This window comes from Aureibaculum koreense (assembly GCF_034296135.1).
In the GTDB taxonomy this organism is placed as follows: domain Bacteria; phylum Bacteroidota; class Bacteroidia; order Flavobacteriales; family Flavobacteriaceae; genus Aureibaculum.
Window position 1 is genome coordinate 44,237 of record NZ_JAXKVV010000013.1, and the last position, 21,013, is coordinate 65,249.

General features: G+C 34.2%; 19 protein-coding genes. 13 read left to right on the forward strand and 6 right to left on the reverse strand.

What is annotated here, in order from left to right; genetic code table 11:
- The first annotated feature begins 2 nt into the window (after positions 1-2).
- From UMM65_RS11860 to UMM65_RS11920, 13 genes are all read left to right on the forward strand, one after another.
- Positions 3-1,130, forward strand: a complete 1,128-nt coding sequence (locus UMM65_RS11860) for a metal ABC transporter permease (RefSeq protein WP_321976821.1) — start codon at positions 3-5, stop codon at positions 1,128-1,130.
- On the forward strand, positions 1,123-2,283 hold the full coding sequence (locus tag UMM65_RS11865) for a metal ABC transporter permease (RefSeq protein ID WP_321976823.1): 1,161 nt from the start codon (positions 1,123-1,125) through the stop codon (positions 2,281-2,283). Before UMM65_RS11860 ends, UMM65_RS11865 begins: the two co-directional genes overlap by 8 nt.
- A 116-nt stretch (positions 2,284-2,399) precedes the next feature.
- A complete protein-coding gene (locus tag UMM65_RS11870) occupies positions 2,400-5,561 on the forward strand; it encodes a UvrD-helicase domain-containing protein (protein WP_321976778.1) in 3,162 nt (1,053 codons plus the stop codon).
- A gap of 200 nt (positions 5,562-5,761) precedes the next feature.
- On the forward strand, positions 5,762-6,280 hold the full coding sequence (locus UMM65_RS11875) for a CvpA family protein (RefSeq protein ID WP_321976779.1): 519 nt from the start codon (positions 5,762-5,764) through the stop codon (positions 6,278-6,280).
- Positions 6,281-6,515: 235 nt separating this feature from the next.
- Entirely contained in the window at positions 6,516-7,334 is an 819-nt protein-coding gene (gene panB, locus UMM65_RS11880) for a 3-methyl-2-oxobutanoate hydroxymethyltransferase (RefSeq protein ID WP_321976780.1), read from the forward strand.
- Between the two features lie 183 nt (positions 7,335-7,517).
- On the forward strand, positions 7,518-8,522 hold the full coding sequence (locus UMM65_RS11885; RefSeq protein ID WP_321976781.1) for an AAA family ATPase: 1,005 nt from the start codon (positions 7,518-7,520) through the stop codon (positions 8,520-8,522).
- Between the two features lie 94 nt (positions 8,523-8,616).
- Entirely contained in the window at positions 8,617-9,486 is an 870-nt protein-coding gene (locus tag UMM65_RS11890) for a DUF58 domain-containing protein (protein WP_321976782.1), read from the forward strand.
- Complete coding sequence (locus tag UMM65_RS11895; protein WP_321976783.1) at positions 9,486-10,532, forward strand: hypothetical protein; 1,047 nt, start codon at positions 9,486-9,488, stop codon at positions 10,530-10,532. The genes UMM65_RS11890 and UMM65_RS11895 overlap by 1 nt, the downstream gene beginning before the upstream one ends.
- The gene (locus tag UMM65_RS11900; protein ID WP_321976784.1) at positions 10,516-11,520 is read left to right on the forward strand and encodes a vWA domain-containing protein; all 1,005 of its coding nucleotides are present in this window, start codon (positions 10,516-10,518) and stop codon (positions 11,518-11,520) included. Before UMM65_RS11895 ends, UMM65_RS11900 begins: the two co-directional genes overlap by 17 nt.
- Before the next feature lie 61 nt (positions 11,521-11,581).
- A complete protein-coding gene (locus UMM65_RS11905) occupies positions 11,582-12,625 on the forward strand; it encodes a vWA domain-containing protein (RefSeq protein WP_321976785.1) in 1,044 nt (347 codons plus the stop codon).
- A 1-nt stretch (position 12,626) separates the two neighbouring features.
- A complete protein-coding gene (locus UMM65_RS11910) occupies positions 12,627-13,445 on the forward strand; it encodes a tetratricopeptide repeat protein (RefSeq protein ID WP_321976786.1) in 819 nt (272 codons plus the stop codon).
- A 58-nt stretch (positions 13,446-13,503) separates the two neighbouring features.
- Complete coding sequence (locus UMM65_RS11915) at positions 13,504-15,270, forward strand: BatD family protein (RefSeq protein WP_321976787.1); 1,767 nt, start codon at positions 13,504-13,506, stop codon at positions 15,268-15,270.
- Positions 15,271-15,436: 166 nt separating this feature from the next.
- Positions 15,437-16,189, forward strand: a complete 753-nt coding sequence (locus UMM65_RS11920; protein WP_321976788.1) for a tetratricopeptide repeat protein — start codon at positions 15,437-15,439, stop codon at positions 16,187-16,189.
- 5 nt (positions 16,190-16,194) lie between these two features.
- Here the strand turns inward: UMM65_RS11920 and UMM65_RS11925 are convergent, their stop codons facing one another.
- From UMM65_RS11925 to gpmI, 6 genes are all read right to left on the reverse strand, one after another.
- Complete coding sequence (locus UMM65_RS11925; protein ID WP_321976789.1) at positions 16,195-16,962, reverse strand: class I SAM-dependent methyltransferase; 768 nt, start codon at positions 16,960-16,962, stop codon at positions 16,195-16,197.
- Between the two features lie 50 nt (positions 16,963-17,012).
- A complete protein-coding gene (locus tag UMM65_RS11930; RefSeq protein WP_321976790.1) occupies positions 17,013-17,393 on the reverse strand; it encodes a GxxExxY protein in 381 nt (126 codons plus the stop codon).
- Between the two features lie 51 nt (positions 17,394-17,444).
- The gene (gene map, locus UMM65_RS11935) at positions 17,445-18,263 is read right to left on the reverse strand and encodes a type I methionyl aminopeptidase (RefSeq protein WP_321976791.1); all 819 of its coding nucleotides are present in this window, start codon (positions 18,261-18,263) and stop codon (positions 17,445-17,447) included.
- 76 nt (positions 18,264-18,339) lie between these two features.
- Positions 18,340-18,744 (reverse strand): BT0820 family HAD-type phosphatase, encoded by a 405-nt coding sequence (locus UMM65_RS11940; RefSeq protein ID WP_321976792.1) that lies wholly within the window; start codon positions 18,742-18,744, stop codon positions 18,340-18,342.
- Positions 18,745-18,840: 96 nt separating this feature from the next.
- Positions 18,841-19,368, reverse strand: a complete 528-nt coding sequence (locus UMM65_RS11945; RefSeq protein ID WP_321976793.1) for a TlpA family protein disulfide reductase — start codon at positions 19,366-19,368, stop codon at positions 18,841-18,843.
- 18 nt (positions 19,369-19,386) lie between these two features.
- Positions 19,387-20,901 (reverse strand): 2,3-bisphosphoglycerate-independent phosphoglycerate mutase, encoded by a 1,515-nt coding sequence (gene gpmI / locus UMM65_RS11950; protein WP_321976794.1) that lies wholly within the window; start codon positions 20,899-20,901, stop codon positions 19,387-19,389.
- Between the last annotated feature and the right edge of the window lie 112 nt (positions 20,902-21,013).

Sequence of the window (21,013 nt, forward strand, 5' to 3'; positions counted from 1 at the left end):
AAATCGAAATAACAGAATACATAAAACTAGTTTTTAGTGATTACACACTGCGAACCATCACGCTCGGAACCACTGTTCTTGGTGCGGTTTGTGGCATGCTAGGTAGTTTTGCTGTGTTGCGAAAAGAAAGCCTTTTGGGCGATGCTATTTCTCATGCTGCTTTACCCGGAATTGCTATTGCATTTTTAATTACAGGAGCAAAAGAAAGTAATACTTTATTGTTGGGTGCTTTAATAAGTGGACTTATAGGCACATTTTGGATAAGGGGTATTGTCAATAAAACCCATTTAAAAACAGATACCGCTTTAGGTCTAATTTTGTCGTTGTTTTTCGGGTTTGGAATGTTATTGCTGACTTTTATTCAAAAACAACCCAATGCAAATCAGGCAGGTTTAGATAAGTATTTATTCGGTCAAGCGGCAACATTGGTAGAAAGCGATGTTTGGTTAATGGTAATTGTTACAGGAGTTTGCCTATTTGTTGTATTGCTATTCTGGAAAGAGTTTAAAATATTATTATTTGATGCGGATTATGCTCAAACCTTGGGTTTCAACACCAAATTTATCGATATTTTAATTACTAGTTTTATTGTATTGGCCATTGTGTTGGGTCTGCAAACGGTTGGTGTGGTTTTAATGAGTGCGATGTTATTGGCTCCCGCGGCAGCGGCAAGACAATGGACAAACAGTTTAGGAATTATGGTCACTTTAGCTGCCATATTTGGAGCGTTTTCTGGAGTTTTTGGTACTGCTATTAGTGCGAGTCAGAATAATTTATCTACAGGGCCAGTAATTGTTATTGTGGCGAGTGTTTTTGTGTTGTTTTCTTTTATTTTTTCGCCAAGTAGAGGATTGCTTTTTAGGCAAATTCGATTTATAAAAAACAGACGCGATTTACAGCTGCATAAAACCTTGGCTTTTATGTACAATATTGCCGAAGAGCACCAAGATATTTCTCATCCGCATACAGTAAAAATATTGAATAATTTTCAAGGATACACACGCAGTACACTTCAAAAATTAGTAGATAAAAATTATGTAACCTTAGAAGGAAATATGTGGAGTTTAACCAACGAAGGTTTTAAAACTGCTGCCAATTTATATAACCAACAATCTGTCGATGATGAGTAATGCTCAACTAGAAATACAAATCATTGCAAGCCTCGTTGCAATTGCCTGTGCCATACCCGGTACATTTTTGGTGCTACGAAAAATGGCGATGATTAGTGATGCTATCAGTCATTCGATTTTACCGGGAATCGTTATAGGCTTTTTTATTACACATAACCTTAACTCACCATTGTTAATAATATTGGCCGCGTTAACGGGTGTTATTACAGTTTTCTTAGTAGAACGTATTCAAAAAACGGGTTTGGTAAAAGAAGATACCGCTATTGGTTTGGTGTTTCCTGCGTTGTTTAGTATTGGTGTGATAATGATCGCCAAAAATGCCAACGATGTCCATTTAGATGTTGACGCAGTGTTGTTGGGCGAACTCGCTTTTGCTCCTTTTGATAGATTAATGATGGACACCACCGACCTCGGTCCAAAATCACTTTGGATCATTGGAACTATTCTATTGTTTACCATAGTACTGCTTTTTGCATTTTTCAAAGAATTAAAAATCAGCACTTTTGATAAAGGTTTGGCAACATCGTTAGGGTTTTCGCCAATTCTCATTCATTACGGATTAATGACAGTTTCTTCAATTACAACAGTTGGTGCTTTTGATGCCATTGGGGCTATTTTAGTAGTTGCCTTTATGATTGCACCCGCAGCAACTGCATATTTACTCACTACCGATTTGAAAAAAATGCTCATACTGTCTTGTGTTTTCGGTGTTTTTAGTGCCATTTCTGGCTATTGGTTGGCACACTGGTTAGATGCCTCTATTGCGGGATCCATTACCACCATGTTAGGCCTCTTATTTTTAATTGTGTATCTATTTGCTCCTGCAAAAGGACTTTTTGCAGTGTTGTATAGAGAAAAACAACAACGAACAGAAGTGTCTTTGCTTACTTTTTTATTACACTTAAAAAATCACGACGAAAAATCTGAACGCCATGTAAAACACCTTAACGAGCATATCAACTGGCAAAAAGTACGTTCTAAAACCGTATTAGAGTTGGCAATGAAAAATAATATGATTGTTATTGATAACAAAATAGTTTCCTTAACAGATAAGGGTGATGAATTTACATCATTGGCCATAGATTATATTATTACTAACGAAGATGCCCAAATTGAAGACATGAAAAAAGATTTCTTTTTGTTTAGGGGGTAAGGAAGCTGGAAGTCGGGTGATCGAAGCCGGAAGTTTGGTAGGCATGTGTGCGAAAAACTACGGACTAACGACCACAGACTACCGACTAATTATTACTTTTATAAAAAATTTCTCAATTGCAACCATCAACGTTTAAAGTTTATAACGCTTCTGCAGGTAGTGGTAAGACATTTACCCTCGTAAAATCTTATTTAAAAATTTTATTGGCGACCGAAGATGTTTATCGTTTTCAAAATATATTGGCAGTAACATTTACCAATAAAGCAGCAGCAGAAATGAAAACAAGGGTTATTGAAAGCTTACGTGAGTTTTCTGAACCCGCTATTTTACAACATAAAACAGAGCTTTTTAAAGCCATTGAGGAAGATTTTTTAAACGAGGGAATGCTTGCTAATGATGAAATTATCCACCAACGTTCCAAGAAGATTGTAAATGCTGTTCTGCAAAATTATTCTGCGTTCAACATTACCACTATTGATAGTTTTACTCATCGATTAATTCGCAGTTTTGCTTATGACTTAGGTCTATCGCTGAATTTTGATGTTGAAATGGATGCCAATTCTTTATTAGATGAAGCCGTTGACCAACTCATCTCACAAATAGGTGAAGATGCCGAATTGACCAATATTTTAATCGATTTTTCACTTCAAAAAACAGATGATGACAAATCGTGGGATATTTCACGTGAACTCAAAGAAATTGCCAAAATATTATTGAATGAAAATGACAAAATACAGCTCGAAAAAATTCAAGGAAAACCAATAAAAGATTTTATAGACCTTAAAAATCAATTGCTTAAAGAGCAAAAAAATCTCGAAAAAGAATTTGCAATATTAGGCGAGGAGGGATTACAACTTATAGATGGTTTAGGATTAATTCATAAAGATTTTTACTATTCGCAATTTCCAAAACATTTTCAAAATCTGATTGAAAATACAGGTAAACTTAGCTTTGATTCAAAATCTGGACTAGGAAAAAGTATAGAGAATAATCTTTTTTACACCAAAGGAAAATCGGACGATATTAAGTCGAAAATTGATGGAATCACTCCTCAATTACTAGTGTTATACTCTGACAGCCAAAAAGTTTATCAAAAATATATTTTACATCAACTTTTTTTAAGCAATTTGATACCGCTGGCAGTTTTAAGTCGCATCAGTAAAACTTTAAACGAGATAAAAGAAGAAAAAAATATTCGTTTAAATGCCGAGTTCAACCAACTCATCAGTAAAAATTTACAAGACCAACCCGCACCCTATATTTACGAACGTATTGGTGAGAAGTTTAAGCATTATTTTATTGATGAAATGCAAGATACTTCATTGTTGCAATGGCATAACATAATACCATTAATACAAAATGCTTTGTCGCAAGAACAAACTGGGTTACTTTTGGTTGGCGACACAAAACAGTCCATTTACCGTTGGCGTGGTAGCGAACCTGAACAGTTTTTAAAATTAGCTCAAGAAGGAGATACCTATGCTCATAATCCTTTTCATATTGAAAAAAAATTATTATCCTTAGACACTAATTATCGAAGTTATACCGAGGTCATTGACTTTAACAATAACTTTTTTCAATATCTCTCTAATCATTTTAATGAAACTGATTATGCCAATATTTATTTTAATGAAAATCATCAACAAAAAACAAATAAGAAAGGTGGATATGTAGAGATATCCTTTTTAGAAAAGGGGTTAGTTGCTGACGAGAAAGATATGGCTTATGCCGAAAAAGTATTACAGATCATCCAAAATTGTTCGGAGAATTTTCAATTAAATGAAATCTGCATTCTAACAAGAACTAGAAAACAAGGTGTTACACTAGCCAATTTTTTAACAGAAAACAATATCGATATCATAAGCTCGGAAACCTTGTTGTTACAGAATTCTGAAAAGGTAAATTTTGTGATTGATGTGTTAACTTATCTTCAAAATAATAATGATAAAGAAGCAAAATTTAATCTACTTTATTTTTTATACGACCATTTAAAAATCAGTGGTGATAAACATTTATTTTTTAAGAAATTAATTGATTTATCTGTTGAAGAACTGTTTGTGTTTTTAAAAGATTACCAAATCAATTTTAACCCCAATGAGATTGCAAAGTTGCCGCTTTACGAAAGTATTGAATATATAATTAGGAGCGTCTATTTTAACAAAACCTCTGATGCGTATTTACAGTTCTTTTTAGATGAGGTGTTAAAATTTTCACTCAAAAAATCGACAGACACCTGGGCATTTTTAGAATTTTGGAAGGAGAAAAAAGATAAATTGAGCATAGTTGTACCTGAAGAAAAGAATGCAGTTCAAATTATGACCATACATAAATCAAAAGGACTGGAGTTTCCTGTAGTTATTTTTCCATACGATTTAGATATTTATAAAGATATGGGTTCAAAAGGTTGGTATCCAATTGAAAATCCGACAGATTTTAATAATTTTGAGACCTTATTGGTCAATCACAATAAGTCTTTAGAGCAAGTAGGAGATTTAGGAGAATACTTGTATCAAGCCTATCGTGACCAAAAAGAATTGGATAATATTAATTTATTGTACGTAACTTTTACAAGAGCCATTGAGCAATTGTATATTCTTGCCGAGCACAAAAACTTAAAAGATAATCCAAATACTTCCTCTCAATTTTTAATTGATTTTTTCGATAAAAAAGGAGAGTGGAACGACACTAAATCTGAATATACTTTTGGGAATATTGAGAGAATTTCGATTAAACCAAAAGCAATAAAAGATACTGTCCAGTTCAATCAAATAATAAGTACTTCTTGGCAATCACACAATATTAATATTGTAACGAACTCTTCATTGTTATGGGATAACGAACGTGGAGAATCTATCAAATATGGTAACTTAATTCACGAGCTGATGGCTCTAATTAAAACTGCGGATGATGTTGAAGAAGCCATTGAAAAATATATAGCTCTAGGAAATATTGTTCTTTCAGAAAAGGGGCTAATTAGCGAATTAATCCATCAAATCGTATCGCATCCAAGTCTCAAAAACTATTATCAACAAAACAACAAAGTTTACAGTGAACGTGAAATTTTTACGGAATTGGGCGAAATTATTATTCCCGATCGCTTAGTAATTGACGAACAAAACAATGCTGTAATCATTGATTATAAAACAGGTAAGCCTGATAAAAAATATCACCATCAGCTAAATAGTTATGCGGTGGCCGTTTCACAAATAGGTTATAAAGTTGATAAAAAAATCTTAGTGTATATTGAGGATGATGTTCTAGTTGAAGAAGTAAAGTAAGGAAAGATAAAGGCACCAAAAATAAAATCAAAATTCCAAGAATTTCACGCAAAAATCGCAAAGAAAAACGCAAAGCCCACAAAGGAAAAACGGAAATATACTTTAAATTAGAATCTTGTTTAAATTTAATTCTATTAATTTGCATCATTATCAGCCTATTAACTAATAACCCAATAACTCAGTAACAAATATCCTAGTTTATGAACACTTTAGATATAATATTAGCAGCCTTATTGCTTTTCGGATTGGTTCGTGGTTTTATGAAAGGCTTTATCGTAGAAATTGCTGGATTGGCCGCTTTGGCATTAGGCTTATACGGTGCCATTCATTTTTCTCATTTTGCATCTGGATACATCGAAAATAACGTATCTTGGAATGAAAAACAAGTACAAATAGCTTCATTTGCCGTAACGTTTCTAGTCATAATCATTGCTATTTCTTTGGCAGGAAAGCTGTTGACAAAGGTTGCCGATATTGCGGCTTTGGGGATTTTTAATAAAATTTTAGGAGGCCTATTTGGTGCTGCTAAAATTGGATTGATTTTAAGTGTAGTCTTGGTTGTTTTTAGTAAATTAAACCGCACAGTTCCTTTTCTGAGCGATGAGCAAATGGCCGAATCTCAACTATACGAACCTGTAAAAAACATAGTACCTATGGTTTTTCCGACGATAGTCAAAGAACGCGAAACGCAAAATCCAGCTGAAGGTGACCCAGAATAAAATCTTCACGTAATTTTTTGTAATAGAGAGACCGAGCATCGGTTCATATTTTCGTTCAAGTCAATTATAATTTAAAAACCAACCCAACCATATCCTCACTCCGAATAATTTTTAATCTTAAATTTCAAATCTTTAATCTTAATTCTTTTCCCTATTTTTGAAACCAGATAAATAACAACAGTCTTTCGACCTATAGACTTTGGTCTTCCGTCTTCGGACTTCTAGCTCAAAATAAATGTCAACCGCAAAAAAAGAATATAAACGGGTAACTACCAAATCTTTGGTAGAGATGAAGCGTAACAATCAAAAAATTGCTATGCTTACAGCCTATGATTTTACCATGGCAAAAATTATTGATAACGCAGGTATAGATATTATTTTAGTGGGCGATTCCGCTTCAAATGTAATGGCGGGTCACGAAACTACATTGCCTATTACTCTAGATCAAATGATTTATCATGCTTCTTCAGTTATTAGAGCTATAGAACGTTGTTTGGTGGTAGTAGATTTACCATTTGGAAGTTATCAAGGAAATTCAAGAAGTGCGTTGGAATCGGCAATTAGAATTATGAAAGAATCTGGTGCACATTCCGTTAAAATGGAAGGTGGCGAGGAAATTTCCGAATCTATAACCAGAATTTTATCTGCTGGAATTCCCGTAATGGGACATTTAGGATTGACTCCACAATCCATCTATAAATTTGGAACTTATTCGGTAAGGGCAAAAAAAGATTCAGAAGCAACGAAACTGAAAAAAGATGCCAAAATATTGGAAAAACTGGGTTGTTTTGCGGTTGTTTTAGAAAAAGTACCTGCCAAATTAGCGGAAGAGGTTGCCAAAAGTTTGACTATACCTGTAATCGGAATTGGTGCTGGAGGTGCAGTTGACGGGCAAGTTTTAGTAACACATGATATGCTAGGCATGAACCAAGAATTTAGTCCACGTTTCTTACGCAGATACTTGGATTTGAGCAACCAAATGGATGGAGCGTTTAAACAGTATATTAAAGATGTGAAAAGTAGTGATTTTCCTAATGATGAAGAGCAATATTAGCCCTGAATGAGTCAATTTCTAAATAAAATTTTAACATTTCTAAAGAAATCAACTTAAAAAATTCCCAAAATCTTTTGAACCCCTTTATTTTAACCAAATTTTAACAACATAACCCTTGCTGAAACGCTAAGTTTGCTATCCGTAAAATAAAGGAAATTTTTTACACTAAATTTTTACAGATAAATGGAAGAACAATACCCTACGGTTGATATAAGAGCTATCAACGAAAAAATTGAAAAAGAAAGTGCTTTCGTAGAGTTGCTGACGCTGGAGATGAAAAAAGTAATTGTTGGCCAAAAACACATGGTCGAACGTTTACTAATTGGACTATTAGGTAATGGACATATTTTGTTAGAAGGTGTGCCCGGACTTGCAAAAACCTTAGCAATTAATACACTGGCCAAAGCCGTAAAAGGTTCGTTCAGTAGAATTCAATTTACCCCTGATTTATTACCTGCAGATGTAATAGGTACGATGATCTATAACATGAAAGACAATGATTTCTCTATAAAAAAAGGACCCATTTTTGCAAATTTTGTTTTGGCAGATGAGATTAACAGAGCTCCGGCCAAAGTGCAATCGGCATTATTGGAGGCCATGCAAGAACATCAGGTTACCATTGGTGAAACCTCTTTTAAACTTCCAGAACCATTTTTGGTAATGGCAACGCAAAACCCAATTGAGCAAGAAGGAACATATCCGTTGCCAGAAGCTCAAGTGGATCGTTTTATGTTAAAAACCGTAATTGATTATCCAAAACTAGCGGAAGAGCAGTTGATTATGCGGAACAATTTAAAAGGAAGTTTTGAGAAGGTAAACCCTGTAGTTAGTCTTAAAGAGATTTTAGATGCAAGGAAAGCAGTTGAGGAAGTTTACATGGACGAAAAAATAGAAAAATACATTCTTGATATTATTTTTGCAACCCGCTCTCCCGAAGATTACAGACTACCAGATTTAAAACCACTAATCAGCTTTGGAGCATCCCCAAGGGGAAGTATCAATTTAGCAATGGCTTCTAAATGTTATGCTTTTATTAAACGCAGAGGTTATGTTATTCCAGAAGATGTCAGAGCTGTTGTACATGATGTGCTAAGGCATAGAGTAGGAATTACCTACGAAGCCGAAGCCGAAAACATTACCTCGGTTGACATTATCAACAAAATTGTAAACGAAGTAGAAGTACCGTAGAAATTAGTCGGCAGTTGGCAGTGGTCAGTTGGCAGTCAAAATTTGACCTGTAAATAACTGAACACTAAACACTGAACACTGAACACTGAGCAATTTGGATACTAAAGAAATACTAAAAAAAGTTCGAAAAATTGAGATTAAGACAAGAAGGTTGTCTGATCATATATTTTCAGGAGAATACCATAGCTCCTTTAAAGGGCGAGGTATGACTTTTTCTGAGGTACGTCAATATCAATTTGGAGATGATATTCGCTCTATTGATTGGAACGTTACCGCCCGGTATCACGAACCTTTTGTAAAGGTTTTCGAAGAGGAAAGAGAATTGACGATGGTTTTGATGGTGGATGTTAGTGGATCCGAATTTTTTGGAACCACCGAGCAATTTAAACGCGAAACCATAACGGAAATTAGTGCCACATTGGCTTTTTCGGCCATACAGAATAATGATAAAGTGGGTTTACTTTTATTTTCGGATGAAATAGAATTATTCATTCCACCTAAAAAGGGAAAAACCCATGTATTGAGGATTATTAGAGAGTTGATTGAATTTAAACCAAAAAGTAAAAAAACAAATATAACCCAAGCCTTGCGGTATTTTTCAAATGTAATGAAGAAAAAGGCAATTGTTTTTATTCTATCTGATTTTATGGATGATGATTACGATAACGCCTTAAAAATTGTTGGAAGAAAGCATGATGTTACAGGTATAAGACTTTACGATAGATATGAGGAAGAACTACCATCATTGGGTATGGTACCAATGTTGGATGCCGAAACGGGAAAAACAGTATTGGTGAACACATCTTCTAAAAAAGTGAGAACAAATTATAGAGCTCATTATTTAAAATTGGTAGATCAATTTGAAAATACTTTTAGAAAAAGTGGTGCTGGTATAATTCATAACAGAATAGACGAAAGTTACGTAAAAAAATTGCTGGGATATTTTAAACACAAAGGAGCTTAGTGAAAAAGAATTATAAAATATTTGACCCAAAAAATCTAGTCTTGTATCGCGTTTATTCGTTGCAAGTTCCTCTCTTGCCTCGTGTTGCCAAAGCTTTTAGCGTAGGCACAAGAGGGGTTAGGGGTGTGTTTTTAATGTTCATTCTTTTAAACGGATTTTTCAGTTATTCCCAAACCGAACCTGCTGAACCAAAAGTATCGGTAAAGACAGACACTACCAAAATAAGAATTGGCGAACAAATCAATTTTCAAATAGCAGTTGATAATGTAGAAACGGGAGTTATTTTTCCTGAGCTGCAATTAGATTCTTCTGGAAAGATAGAAATTGTAGAAGATCTAAACATAGATACTTTAAAAAACAGATTGGTCAGAAAATATTTATTGACCAGTTTTGATAGTGGTAGCTATACTATCCCACAGCAAAAAGTTACGGTTTGGAGTCAAGAATATTTAACGGATTCCATTAAAATCGATGTGGCAACTGTAGCTGTTGATACCCTGAAACAAAACATGTATCCTATCAAGGCGGTGCAAAACGAGCCTTATACTTTTGATGATTTTAAAAGCTATTTATGGTGGATTTTAGGAATACTGTTGTTATTGGCTGTCATTCTATATTTTGTATTTAGGAAAAAGAAAACTCAGGAGGAAATTGAAGCTAGAATACCACCTTATCAACTCGCTTTAAAGAGGTTAAAAGAATTAGATGAGAAACAGCTGTGGCAAAAAAATAAAATCAAGCAATATTATGTGGAGTTAACTGATATTGTGAGGTCTTATATTGAACGCGAATTGAGCATACCTGCATTGGAATCAACGACAAATGAATTGATGGAAACCATAATGGATTTTAACAGTTCAAGTTCATTGAATATTCCTGATGAAACCATTAAAAAATTACAAAGTTTACTAAAAGATGCCGATTTAGTGAAGTTTGCTAAATATGTTCCGTTATCTAATGAAATAGAATTGCACAGGAACGATGCAGGAGAAGTGATTGAAGTTTTACACCCAAAAATAAAGATAGAAGATGAAGCTGTGGAATAACTTAGAACTGACAAATCCAGAATTTCTGTGGTTATTTCTGCTAATACCTTTGTTGGCAGTTTGGTATTTTTTTGTGCGTAATAAAGACAAGGCGACGTTGACCATTTCAAACACTAAAGGATTTAGAGGGTCTTCATTATTAGCAAAGTTGAAGCCAACGTTGTACGTGTTGCGACTGTTGGCATTGTCGTCTTTAATTTTGGCAATGACAAGACCTAGAAATGTTGAGGTGAGCAAAAAAACTAAAACAACCAGTGGTATCGATATCGTAATGGCCATTGATATTTCAGCAAGTATGTTGGCAAAAGATTTACGCCCAAACCGATTGGAGGCATTGAAAGATGTGGCAAAATATTTTGTAAACCAACGACCAAATGATAGAATTGGAATTGTTGTTTATGCTGGTGAAAGTTTTACGCAAACACCAATAACCAGCGATAAACGAATAGTGATTAATACAATTAGTAGATTACAATGGGGTGATTTAGATACTGGCACTGCCATTGGTATGGGGTTAGGTTCAGCAGTTAACCGATTAAAGGATAGTAAAGCCAAAAGTAAGGTAATTATCTTATTGACGGATGGGGTTAACAATTCAGGATTTATCGATCCTAAAACCGCAACCGAACTGGCCAAAGAATTATACATTAAGGTTTATACCATTGGTATAGGAACGAACGGAACAGCAGAATTTCCTGTGGCAAGAGATATTAACGGACGTTTAATTTTTAAAATGCAACCCGTGGAGATAGATGAGCAATTATTAAAATTTATTGCCAATGAGACAGAAGGAAAATATTTTAGAGCAACTGATAATGAAAAATTAGCATCAATTTATGATGAAATCAACAAATTGGAAAAAACAGAAATAGAAGAGTTCAAATATTATAATTATCAAGAGAGATATCGCCCGTTAGTATTATTGGGTGGCTTTTTAATTTTATTTGAAATGTTATTGCGATTTACAGTTTTTAGAAGTTTTATTTAAAAAAATCTCTTCCCGAGGCTGTGCTTAGCATAGTCGAAGTGGGAAGGTTAGGATGGAATAAATGTATCAATTAGAAGAAAAGACATATTTTTATTATTTCGCTGCGATAGCTGTGCTTTTCTTGGCGTATCTGTTAGTTTCCATATGGAAAAAACAGAAACAGAAGGCTTTTGCAGATAGTAAATTATTAGAAAAGTTAAGTCCCGAAATATCGCCCTTCAAATCATTTTTTAAGACATTGATGGTGGCATTGGCGTTGGCTTTTTTAATTATTGCATTGGTAAATCCAAAAATGGGAACAAAGCTAAAAACCATTAAAAGAGAAGGTGTAGATGTTGTTTTTGCGTTAGATGTTTCCAAAAGTATGTTGGCAGAAGATGTAGCTCCAAACAGATTAGAGAAAGCCAAACAAATTATTTCTAGAATCATTGATAAGTTAGGAAGTGATCGAGTAGGAATTATTATTTATGCAGGTAATGCTTATCCGTTATTACCGATTACGACCGACCAAGCCGCGGCAAAAATGTTCTTACAAAATGCGGATCCTGATATGGTTTCATCACAAGGTACTGCAATTAACGAAGCCTTAAAATTAGGTAAAAGCTATTTTGATGATGATGAACAAACCAACAGGTATCTATTTTTAATTTCTGACGGTGAAGACCATGAAGAAAATGTAAGTTATATCGCCGATGAAGCGATTAAAGAAGGGGTCAAAATATTTACCATTGGCGTAGGTAATGCCGATGGTGGGCCAATTCCTATAAAAAGAAATGGTACACTTATTGGATATAAAAAAGATAGGGAAGGTGAAGTGGTTATTACTCGACTAAACGACCAAACGTTACAAAAAATAGCATCAGAAGGAGGTGGCGAATATATGTATGGAAGCAACACCACTAAAACAGTAGATTATATTAACGATTTATTGTTAAAAGCTGATAAAAAAGAATTTGAAACTAAACAATTCTCTGATTTTAAGGACCAATTCCAATGGTTTTTAGGGTTGGGAATTTTATTCTTGGTATTTGATGCATTAATGTTTAATAAAAAAACAAAATGGATTCAAAAAATGAATTTATTTAATGAAAATAAAACGAAATAAGATGAAGAAGATTTTAATGATTTTACTGCTCATAAATTGTACTATATTATTTGGTCAGAAAGAGGATAAAAAACCAAAGGTTGAGCAGGAGGAAAAGGAATTGATAAGATCTGGCAATGAACTTTATCAACAACAAAATTATGTGGAAGCAGAAGCCAATTATAAAAAGGCATTGGAGCAAAATCCCAATTACGAAAAAGCCAATTATAATTTAGGTAACGCTATCTATCAGCAGAATAAATATAAGGAGGCATTACCGATGTACGAATTAGTTTCAAAAACAACGGAAAATAAACTGACCAAAGCGGAATCCTTTCATAATATGGGTAATGCTTTCATGAAAGAAAAACAATATGCTCAAGCTATTGAAGCGTATAAAAATTCATTACGGAACAGTTCTAAAGATGATGAAACCCGATATAATTTAGCACTGGCACAGAAACTATTAAAGAAAGAGCAAAACCAGAAAGAAGACAATAAAGACGATAAAGACAAGGACAAAAAAGAGAACGATAAAAACGAGGACAAGGATAAAGAGAACAAAGAGAACAAAGACGAGAACGATAAGAATAAAGACAAGGATAAGGATAACAAGGGAGACAATAAAGACGAAAATAAAGATCAGAACAAGGATAAAAAAGACGACAAAGGTGATAAAGATAAGGATGATAAACAGCCTCAACCAAGCCCAAGTCAATTATCGCCACAACAAGTAAAACAGTTGTTAGAGGCCATGAACAATGAAGAAAACAAAACCCAGAAAAAGGTAAATGCCAAAAAAGCACAGGGAAAAAAAGTAAAACAAGAAAAAGATTGGTAAATCCAGTTGGCAGTCTGCAGTATTCAGTCAGCAGTCTTCAATTTGATTAAAATATAATATGCTTAAAAAGATAAACATATTAATAACATTTCTTTTGGTAAGTCAATCCATACTTGCCCAAGAAACCTCGTTTAAGGCCTCTGTTAGTAAAGACAGATTGGGTGTAAATGAGCGTTTGCGTATTACTTTTACCATAAATAAACAAGGAGGCGATAATTTTACACCACCCGATTTTAAAGATTTTAAGGTGTTGGCAGGGCCAATGCAAGCCACAAGTTTCTCAGATTTTAACGGTAAAAAATCTTTTGAAATGGCATATTCTTATACGCTACAACCTAAGAGAAAAGGGATTATAACCATTCCATCGGCAAGTGTTGAGTTAGATGGAAATGTAATCAAAAGCAATACTGTAAAAATAACGGTAACAAATGCCGTTGAAATACCAAAAGACCCTAACGACCCTAAATATATTGCTTCCCAAAATATACATTTAGTTGCTGAAGTGTCAAATTCAAATCCTTATGTGGGCGAAAGCATTTCGGTGGTTTATAAAATATATGTAGATGTAAATAAGGTAAGTGTTAGAAGTTATAGAGAAACAGAATCACCGTCTTTTAACGGTTTTTGGAATCAGAATATTGAAATAAATCAATCCGATTCAAAAGAAAGTACTTTTCAAGGAAGAACTCACCGTTATCAAATATTACGTAAAGTAGTGTTAATTCCTCAAAAATCTGGTAAATTAAAAATCAGCCCATTGGAAATGGAAATAGGAGCTGGAATTCCCATTGGCAGACGTGATTTATTTGGGAATATGATTACAAGGAATTTTAGTTTTGTTACTTCAACTGGTGAACGTACCATTAATGTAAAGCCGTTGCCATCCGAAAACAAACCAATTGATTTTGCTGGTGCCGTAGGTAATTTTGATTTTAAGGTAACTACGAGTAAAAATGAATTAAAAGCCAATGAGGCGGCTCAAATAAAGGTTGAGGTTTCAGGAAAAGGGAATTTAAAAATGGTAGAATTGCCCAAAATTGAAACTCCCGCCGGATTGGAAAAATACGAACCCGAACACAAAGAAAATATAAGAACTTCTTTGGGCGGATTTACTGGAAGCGTTTATGACCAATATACGGTTGTGCCTCAGTTTAGGGGCAAGTATAAAATTCCGCCAACAACATTTTCTTATTTTAGTTTAAATGATAAAACCTATAAAACAATTACCTCTGATGCTATTATAATCAACGCACCAGAAGGTAAAATTGCAGCGGACGAAAATTCTGTGGTTACTACAAAAAGAGACGTGATAACCAATGCCAAGGACATCCGTTTTATAAGCGTTAATGCGGATTTAAAACCAAATATAAATTCAGATGATTTTTTCAAATCCAAGCTGTTTTATTTATTGTTGATTTTACCTTTATTGTCTATTCCTTTCGGGATATTTATCGGCATGAAAAAGCAACAAAGGGATAGCGATGTTATTGGCAACAAACGCAGAAAAGCGGACAGGTTGGCAAAAAAATATTTGTCTGAAGCTAAAAAGCAACTGGGCCATAAGGAGAATTTTTACGAAGCCTTGGAAAAAGCATTGCACAATTACTTAAAAGCCAAGTTGCAAGTTGAAACCACGGATATTAGCAAAGAGAAAATTAGAGAGCTATTGCAGCAACGCAAAGTAGATAACGAAACCATAAATAGTTTTATTAAAGTTTTTGATAGTTGCGATTATGCTCGTTATACGCCAACTACAAATGTAATGATGAAACAAGAATATGAAGCCGCTAGAAAGGTGATTGTTAAAATAGATAAACAATTGTAAGAGCCCTCATTGAGGGCAATTGGTAAAAGTAAGAATATATGAAATGAGCATAAACAAATTTAATCATTGCATACCAACCGACATGATTAAATTTTTTATGCAAATTCCTGAATGTGCAGAAATTTTTAGTTTCTTCATTTTCAGTAAACTATAAAATTTTAAACAGATGAAAAACAACATCTTAGCCATATTGTTATTTGTCTCGATTGGTGCATATGCCAACCAGGCGGACAGTCTGTTTGTAAAGGCAAATAAACTCTATCAAAACGAAAAATACAGTGAGGCTCTAGAGCTATATAAAGAGATTGAAAAGCACAATATTAATTCGGACGATTTACTTTATAACATAGCCAATACATATTATAAAATGAACAAAGTTGCTCCGGCAATTTATTATTACGAAAAAGTGTTGCAACAAAGTCCAAATCACACTGATGCGGAATTTAACTTAGCTTTTGCAAAAAGGATGGCAATAGATAATATTGAACCTTTGCCCAAAACATTGTTTCAAAAAATAAATCAAGGATTTATTATGAAATTAGCGTATAACACTTGGGCTTGGTTGGGAGTAGGCTTGTCATTTTTATTTGCAGTTCTATTTTTGTTATATCATTTTTCGTATAGTTCGGGCAGTAAGCGTTTGTATTTTATAACCAGTTTTGTCAGTGCAGCTTTGGCGTTGGCAACCATTGCTATTGCTTATCGAAATTATCAGTTTACAAAATCAAACAAGGAGGCTATTGTCTTTGCCCAACAAACTGAGGTAAAAACAGCACCAACGGTTTCTAGTGAAGTTAGTTTCGAATTGCACGAAGGGACAAAGGTAAAAGTTTTGGAAAGTCTGGATAACTGGAAAAAAATTAAAATAGCCGATGGTAAAATTGGTTGGATAGTAGCTGACGATATTAAAGAGCTATAAGAAATTTACTTTCTGCAAATCGGCAAAATTTCATCTTTCATCAATCTATATTTATCTATTTCAGCATCAGATAATTTGGCAGAATAATTGACTTCATCAACTTTAAAACCCACAGATCTTAATCGGTCAAAATAATCACTACCATAAACTCGAACATGGTCGTACTGCCCGAAATGTTTAGCACGTTCTTCGGGTGAAGTTATGGTAAAATCTTCGTAGGTTGTTGCTCTAGAATAATCTTGTGGAATTTGAAAAATGCCCATGCCACCAGGTTTTAAAACCCTGTACAATTCTTGCATCGCTTTTTTATCATCTTCAATATGTTCTAAAACGTGATTGCAGAAAATCATGTCAAAACTATTGTTATCAAACGGAAGATCACAAATATCAGCTTTTACATCAACGATAGGCGAGTAGAGGTCGGCCGTAATCAATTCTATATGTTTTAGTTTTCTAAAACGTTTTAAAAAGCACTGTTCCGGTGCCATATGTAATACTTTTTTAGGTTTAGAACTATCAAAAAAGTCTGTTTCATTTTGTAGATACAACCATAATAATCTATGCCGCTCTAAAGATAGTGTACTAGGCGAAAGTACATTTGGGCGTTGGGTTCCATAACCGTAAGGCAAAAATTTTCTAAAATTTTTACCGTCAATAGGATCGGTATATTTTGAACCCTTTAAAAAAAGTGCAAATAACGGACTTACCCAATAGCTAGCTTTTATTAAAAAAGGCCTAGGGATGGTGTTTAATATGTATTTGAAGAGTCGCAAATTATTTGGTTAAGTTATACCGCAGAGATACGCTGAGTGTTCACAGAGATTCACAGAGTTGAGTTGATAAATCTTCTTAGACCGTTTTTTAATAGTTTCGTGTGGAAGTTAATCAATAAACCTATTGGAAAATTTCCAAGTTTTAAGTAGGTTAACATCTGTGCCTCGTGTACATCATTTAGGAATTCTACTGTTTTAAGTTCTAAAACTATTTTATTTTCAACAAGTAAATCAATTCTGTAACCATGATCTAATTTTACATCTTTATAAACGATTGGTAGCGGTTTTTCTTTTTCTACAATTAGGTTTCTAGAGATTAATTCAAAAAATAAACATTCCTTGTAAGCCGACTCTAAAAGACCTGGGCCAAGACTACGGTGCACTTCAATAGCTGCACCAATTATCTTCTCCGTAAGCTCATTGTTTACCATAATTCCTCTGCGAATCTCTTTTCCCTCTGTGAATCTCTGAGGTATAGCCCTTTATTCCACTAATTTCTTTGCTCTAAACTCCTCTTCCTCATCACTCTCAATCCCCAATGCTTCATAAACATATTTAAATGTAGAAAGTAATTCGGGTTTACCATCAACAATGGCAACATCATGTTCAAAATGTGCCGAGGGTTTACCGTCTTGTGTCAAAATGGTCCAACCATCTTTAAGTTGTTTAATTCTGTGCGTTCCCATATTAATCATGGGTTCTATGGCAACGGTCATACCTTCTTTAAATTTTTTCCCTCTACCGCGTCTTCCGTAATTAGGCATTTCAGGACCCTCGTGCATTTTTTTTCCTAAACCATGACCAACCAGTTCTCTAACTACGCCATAACCGTGATTTTCGCAATATTCTTGAATGGCAAAACCAACGTCACCTACACGATTGCCAGCTTTAAATTCACGAATTCCTATATACAAACTTTCTTTAGTAACTTTCAGTAATTTTTTAACGTCTTCATCAACTTCACCAACTTCAAAAGTATAAGCATGGTCGCCATAAAATTCATTTTTTAAAGCACCACAATCAATGGAAATAATATCACCTTCTTTCAAAGGTTCTTTGGTGGGAAATCCATGTACTACTTGAGCATTAGGACTCATGCATAAAGAGTTCGGAAAACCGTACAATCCTAAAAAAGCGGGTACGGCATCATGGTCTCTTATAAATTCTTCTGCTAATTTATCTAAATGTAAAGTAGTAACACCAGGTTTGACTTCTTTGGCCAACATACCTAATGTCTTTGAAACAATCAATGCACTTTCTCGCATTAGTTCGATTTCTTCTCGTGTTTTTATTTTAATCATTGTAAAACTGGAAAGTGCAAAGGTAATTAAAAAAAAGGCTCTCCCCAACCATCCCATTTAGGATAGGTTCGTTTTATCAAAACCTCCAAAAACTCTTTTTTTTCTTTTTAGGAACTTCGGCATTGGGGTTGTTTTTTATGATCTTGTAGATTTCGCCCCATCCTAACATACCACCAATATTTCTGTCATCAATAAAAAGATCGGCATTTATTTTTCGACTTACTTTTCCTTGAAATTTTTCTTCGGGATAGTTTTTGTTTACCGCATAGAATTTTATTCCCTTTTCTTCACAAAAATCAACCGCTTCTTGAAGCCTTTCTCCATAGCGATATGTCCAGAGAATCAATCTATGTCCATCTTTTTGCAATTCCTTTAAAGTTTCTATGGCAAAAAGTTTAGGATTACCAACTTTAGGATAAGCATCTTCTACTATTGTACCGTCAAAATCAACTGCAATTATTAAAGGGTCCTTTGGAATCATTTAGAGTTATTATAATTTATGCAAATTTAAGGCAATATTCTATTCTACAAAATACTAAACTGGAAACCAGCTATTTTAGTATTTAAAAATAAATTATCAGCTTTTATCGTAAGAATGTTTATAAGGTTCTTCTTTAAGGATTTTTAAAATATCTTTTTCTAAAGTCTCTCTGGCATATTCTACATATCTACCGATTTCTTTATCTTTTTTATAGAAAATAAAGGTGGGCACTCTTATAATATTTAGACCTTCTTGAAGATTATCAGTTGTTTTTTTTCCATAATTAACCCCAATCATTTCTAAGTTACTTTCATCAAAACCAGCGGATTCTAACAATTTATAAAAATGAGGAACTTCACGTCTACTATCACCGCACCAAGTTCCCATAAATGCTTTTATGGTTACTCCTTTTAGGTTTTTCTTAATTTCTTTAACAGTGGCTTCGTCAAGTTTATAGCCGTCATAGTTTCGATTGAACCAAGTGTTATAAGGGGTATCCTTAAAGGCATCTTGCGAGGTAACTCCTTCTATATAATTTGGTTTGGCAATGATTTCTTTTTGTTGTGCAAAAGTATATCCACTAAATAGGAATGTACAAACAGCAATAAAAATTAAGTTTTTCATATTTCTTTAAACTAGGTATCAAATTAAAGATTCTCTATCCATTACCGTAGGTTTATCTATACCCAATAATTTTAAAACTGTTGGGGCAATATCCGCTAAAATACCATCTTTAACCGATTTAATATCCTTATCAACAATTATAATTGGCACAGGATTGGTGGTGTGTGCGGTATTGGGTGATCCGTCTTCGTTAATCATAGTTTCACTATTACCGTGATCTGCAATAATAATGCCAGTATAATTGTTTCTCAAAGCACTTTCCACAATTTTTTCAGTACATTTATCTACGGTTTCGGCTGCTTTTATAGCTGCCGACATTACACCTGTATGCCCAACCATATCGGTATTGGCAAAATTCAGACAGATAAAATCAGCTTCCTGTTTTTCAAGTTCTGGTAAAATTGCCGCAACAATATCATTGGCACTCATTTCCGGTTGTAAATCGTAAGTGGCAACTTTTGGAGATGGGCACATTAGGCGACTTTCACCCACAAATTCATCTTCCCTACCTCCTGAAAAGAAAAACGTAACGTGCGGATATTTCTCCGTTTCGGCAATTCTGATTTGTTTTTTATTGTGTTTTTCTAAAACCTCTCCCAATGTATTGGAGAGATCATCTTTATTGTAAATAATATGAACATTTTTGAATTTGTCATCATAATTGGTCATGGTTACATAGTACAAGTTTAGCTTTTTCATCTTGTATTCGGGAAAATCTTTTTGCGATAAAGCTTCTGTAATTTGTCGTCCTCTGTCCGTTCTGAAATTAAAAAGGATAACAACATCATCTTCCTTAATTGTGGCAACTGGATTATCATTATCATCAACCATAACTATAGGATTGATAAACTCGTCCGTAATACCATCATCATAATTTTCTTGAATAGATAGGGCAGCATTATGTGATTTTTTACCGATGCCGTTTGCCATGGCATCATAAGCCAATTTAACACGTTCCCAACGTCTATCTCTGTCCATTCCGTAATATCTACCAATTATTGAAGCCAACTGGGCTTTGTTTTGTTGCAAATGATTTTCTAAATCCACAATAAACTCCTTACCGGAATGCGGGTCAACATCTCTACCATCCGTAAAAGCATGTACATAAGAATGCAAACCAAAATCATTGGCGGCAGTAACCAATCCTTTAACATGACTGATATGCGAATGAACGCCACCATCAGAAACCAAACCTACAAAATGGACATTTTTGTTATTTTCTTTCGCATAAGTAAAAGCCTTTTTTAATTCAGGTTCATTGGCGATGCTACCGTTTTCCACGGCCTTGTTTATTTTAACTAAATCTTGATAGACAATGCGTCCGGCACCTAAGTTCATGTGTCCCACTTCGCTATTGCCCATTTGTCCTTCGGGCAGACCTACATGTAACCCATCGGTACGTAAACTTGCATTTGGATAATTTTTTAAAAGTGCATCTACAAAAGGCGTATTAGCTTGTGCTATTGCCGATACTTTGGGGTTTTGTGTAATTCCCCATCCGTCAAGGATTATTAAAATAACTTTTTTGTTCATGGTCTCTAAATTGATACAGCAAAATTAAGGATTTTAAAAGGGAATTTAGCATGTGAATACGATTAATAAAAATAACGTTATAGTTGATTTAACACACTTTAAAAAGCCATAA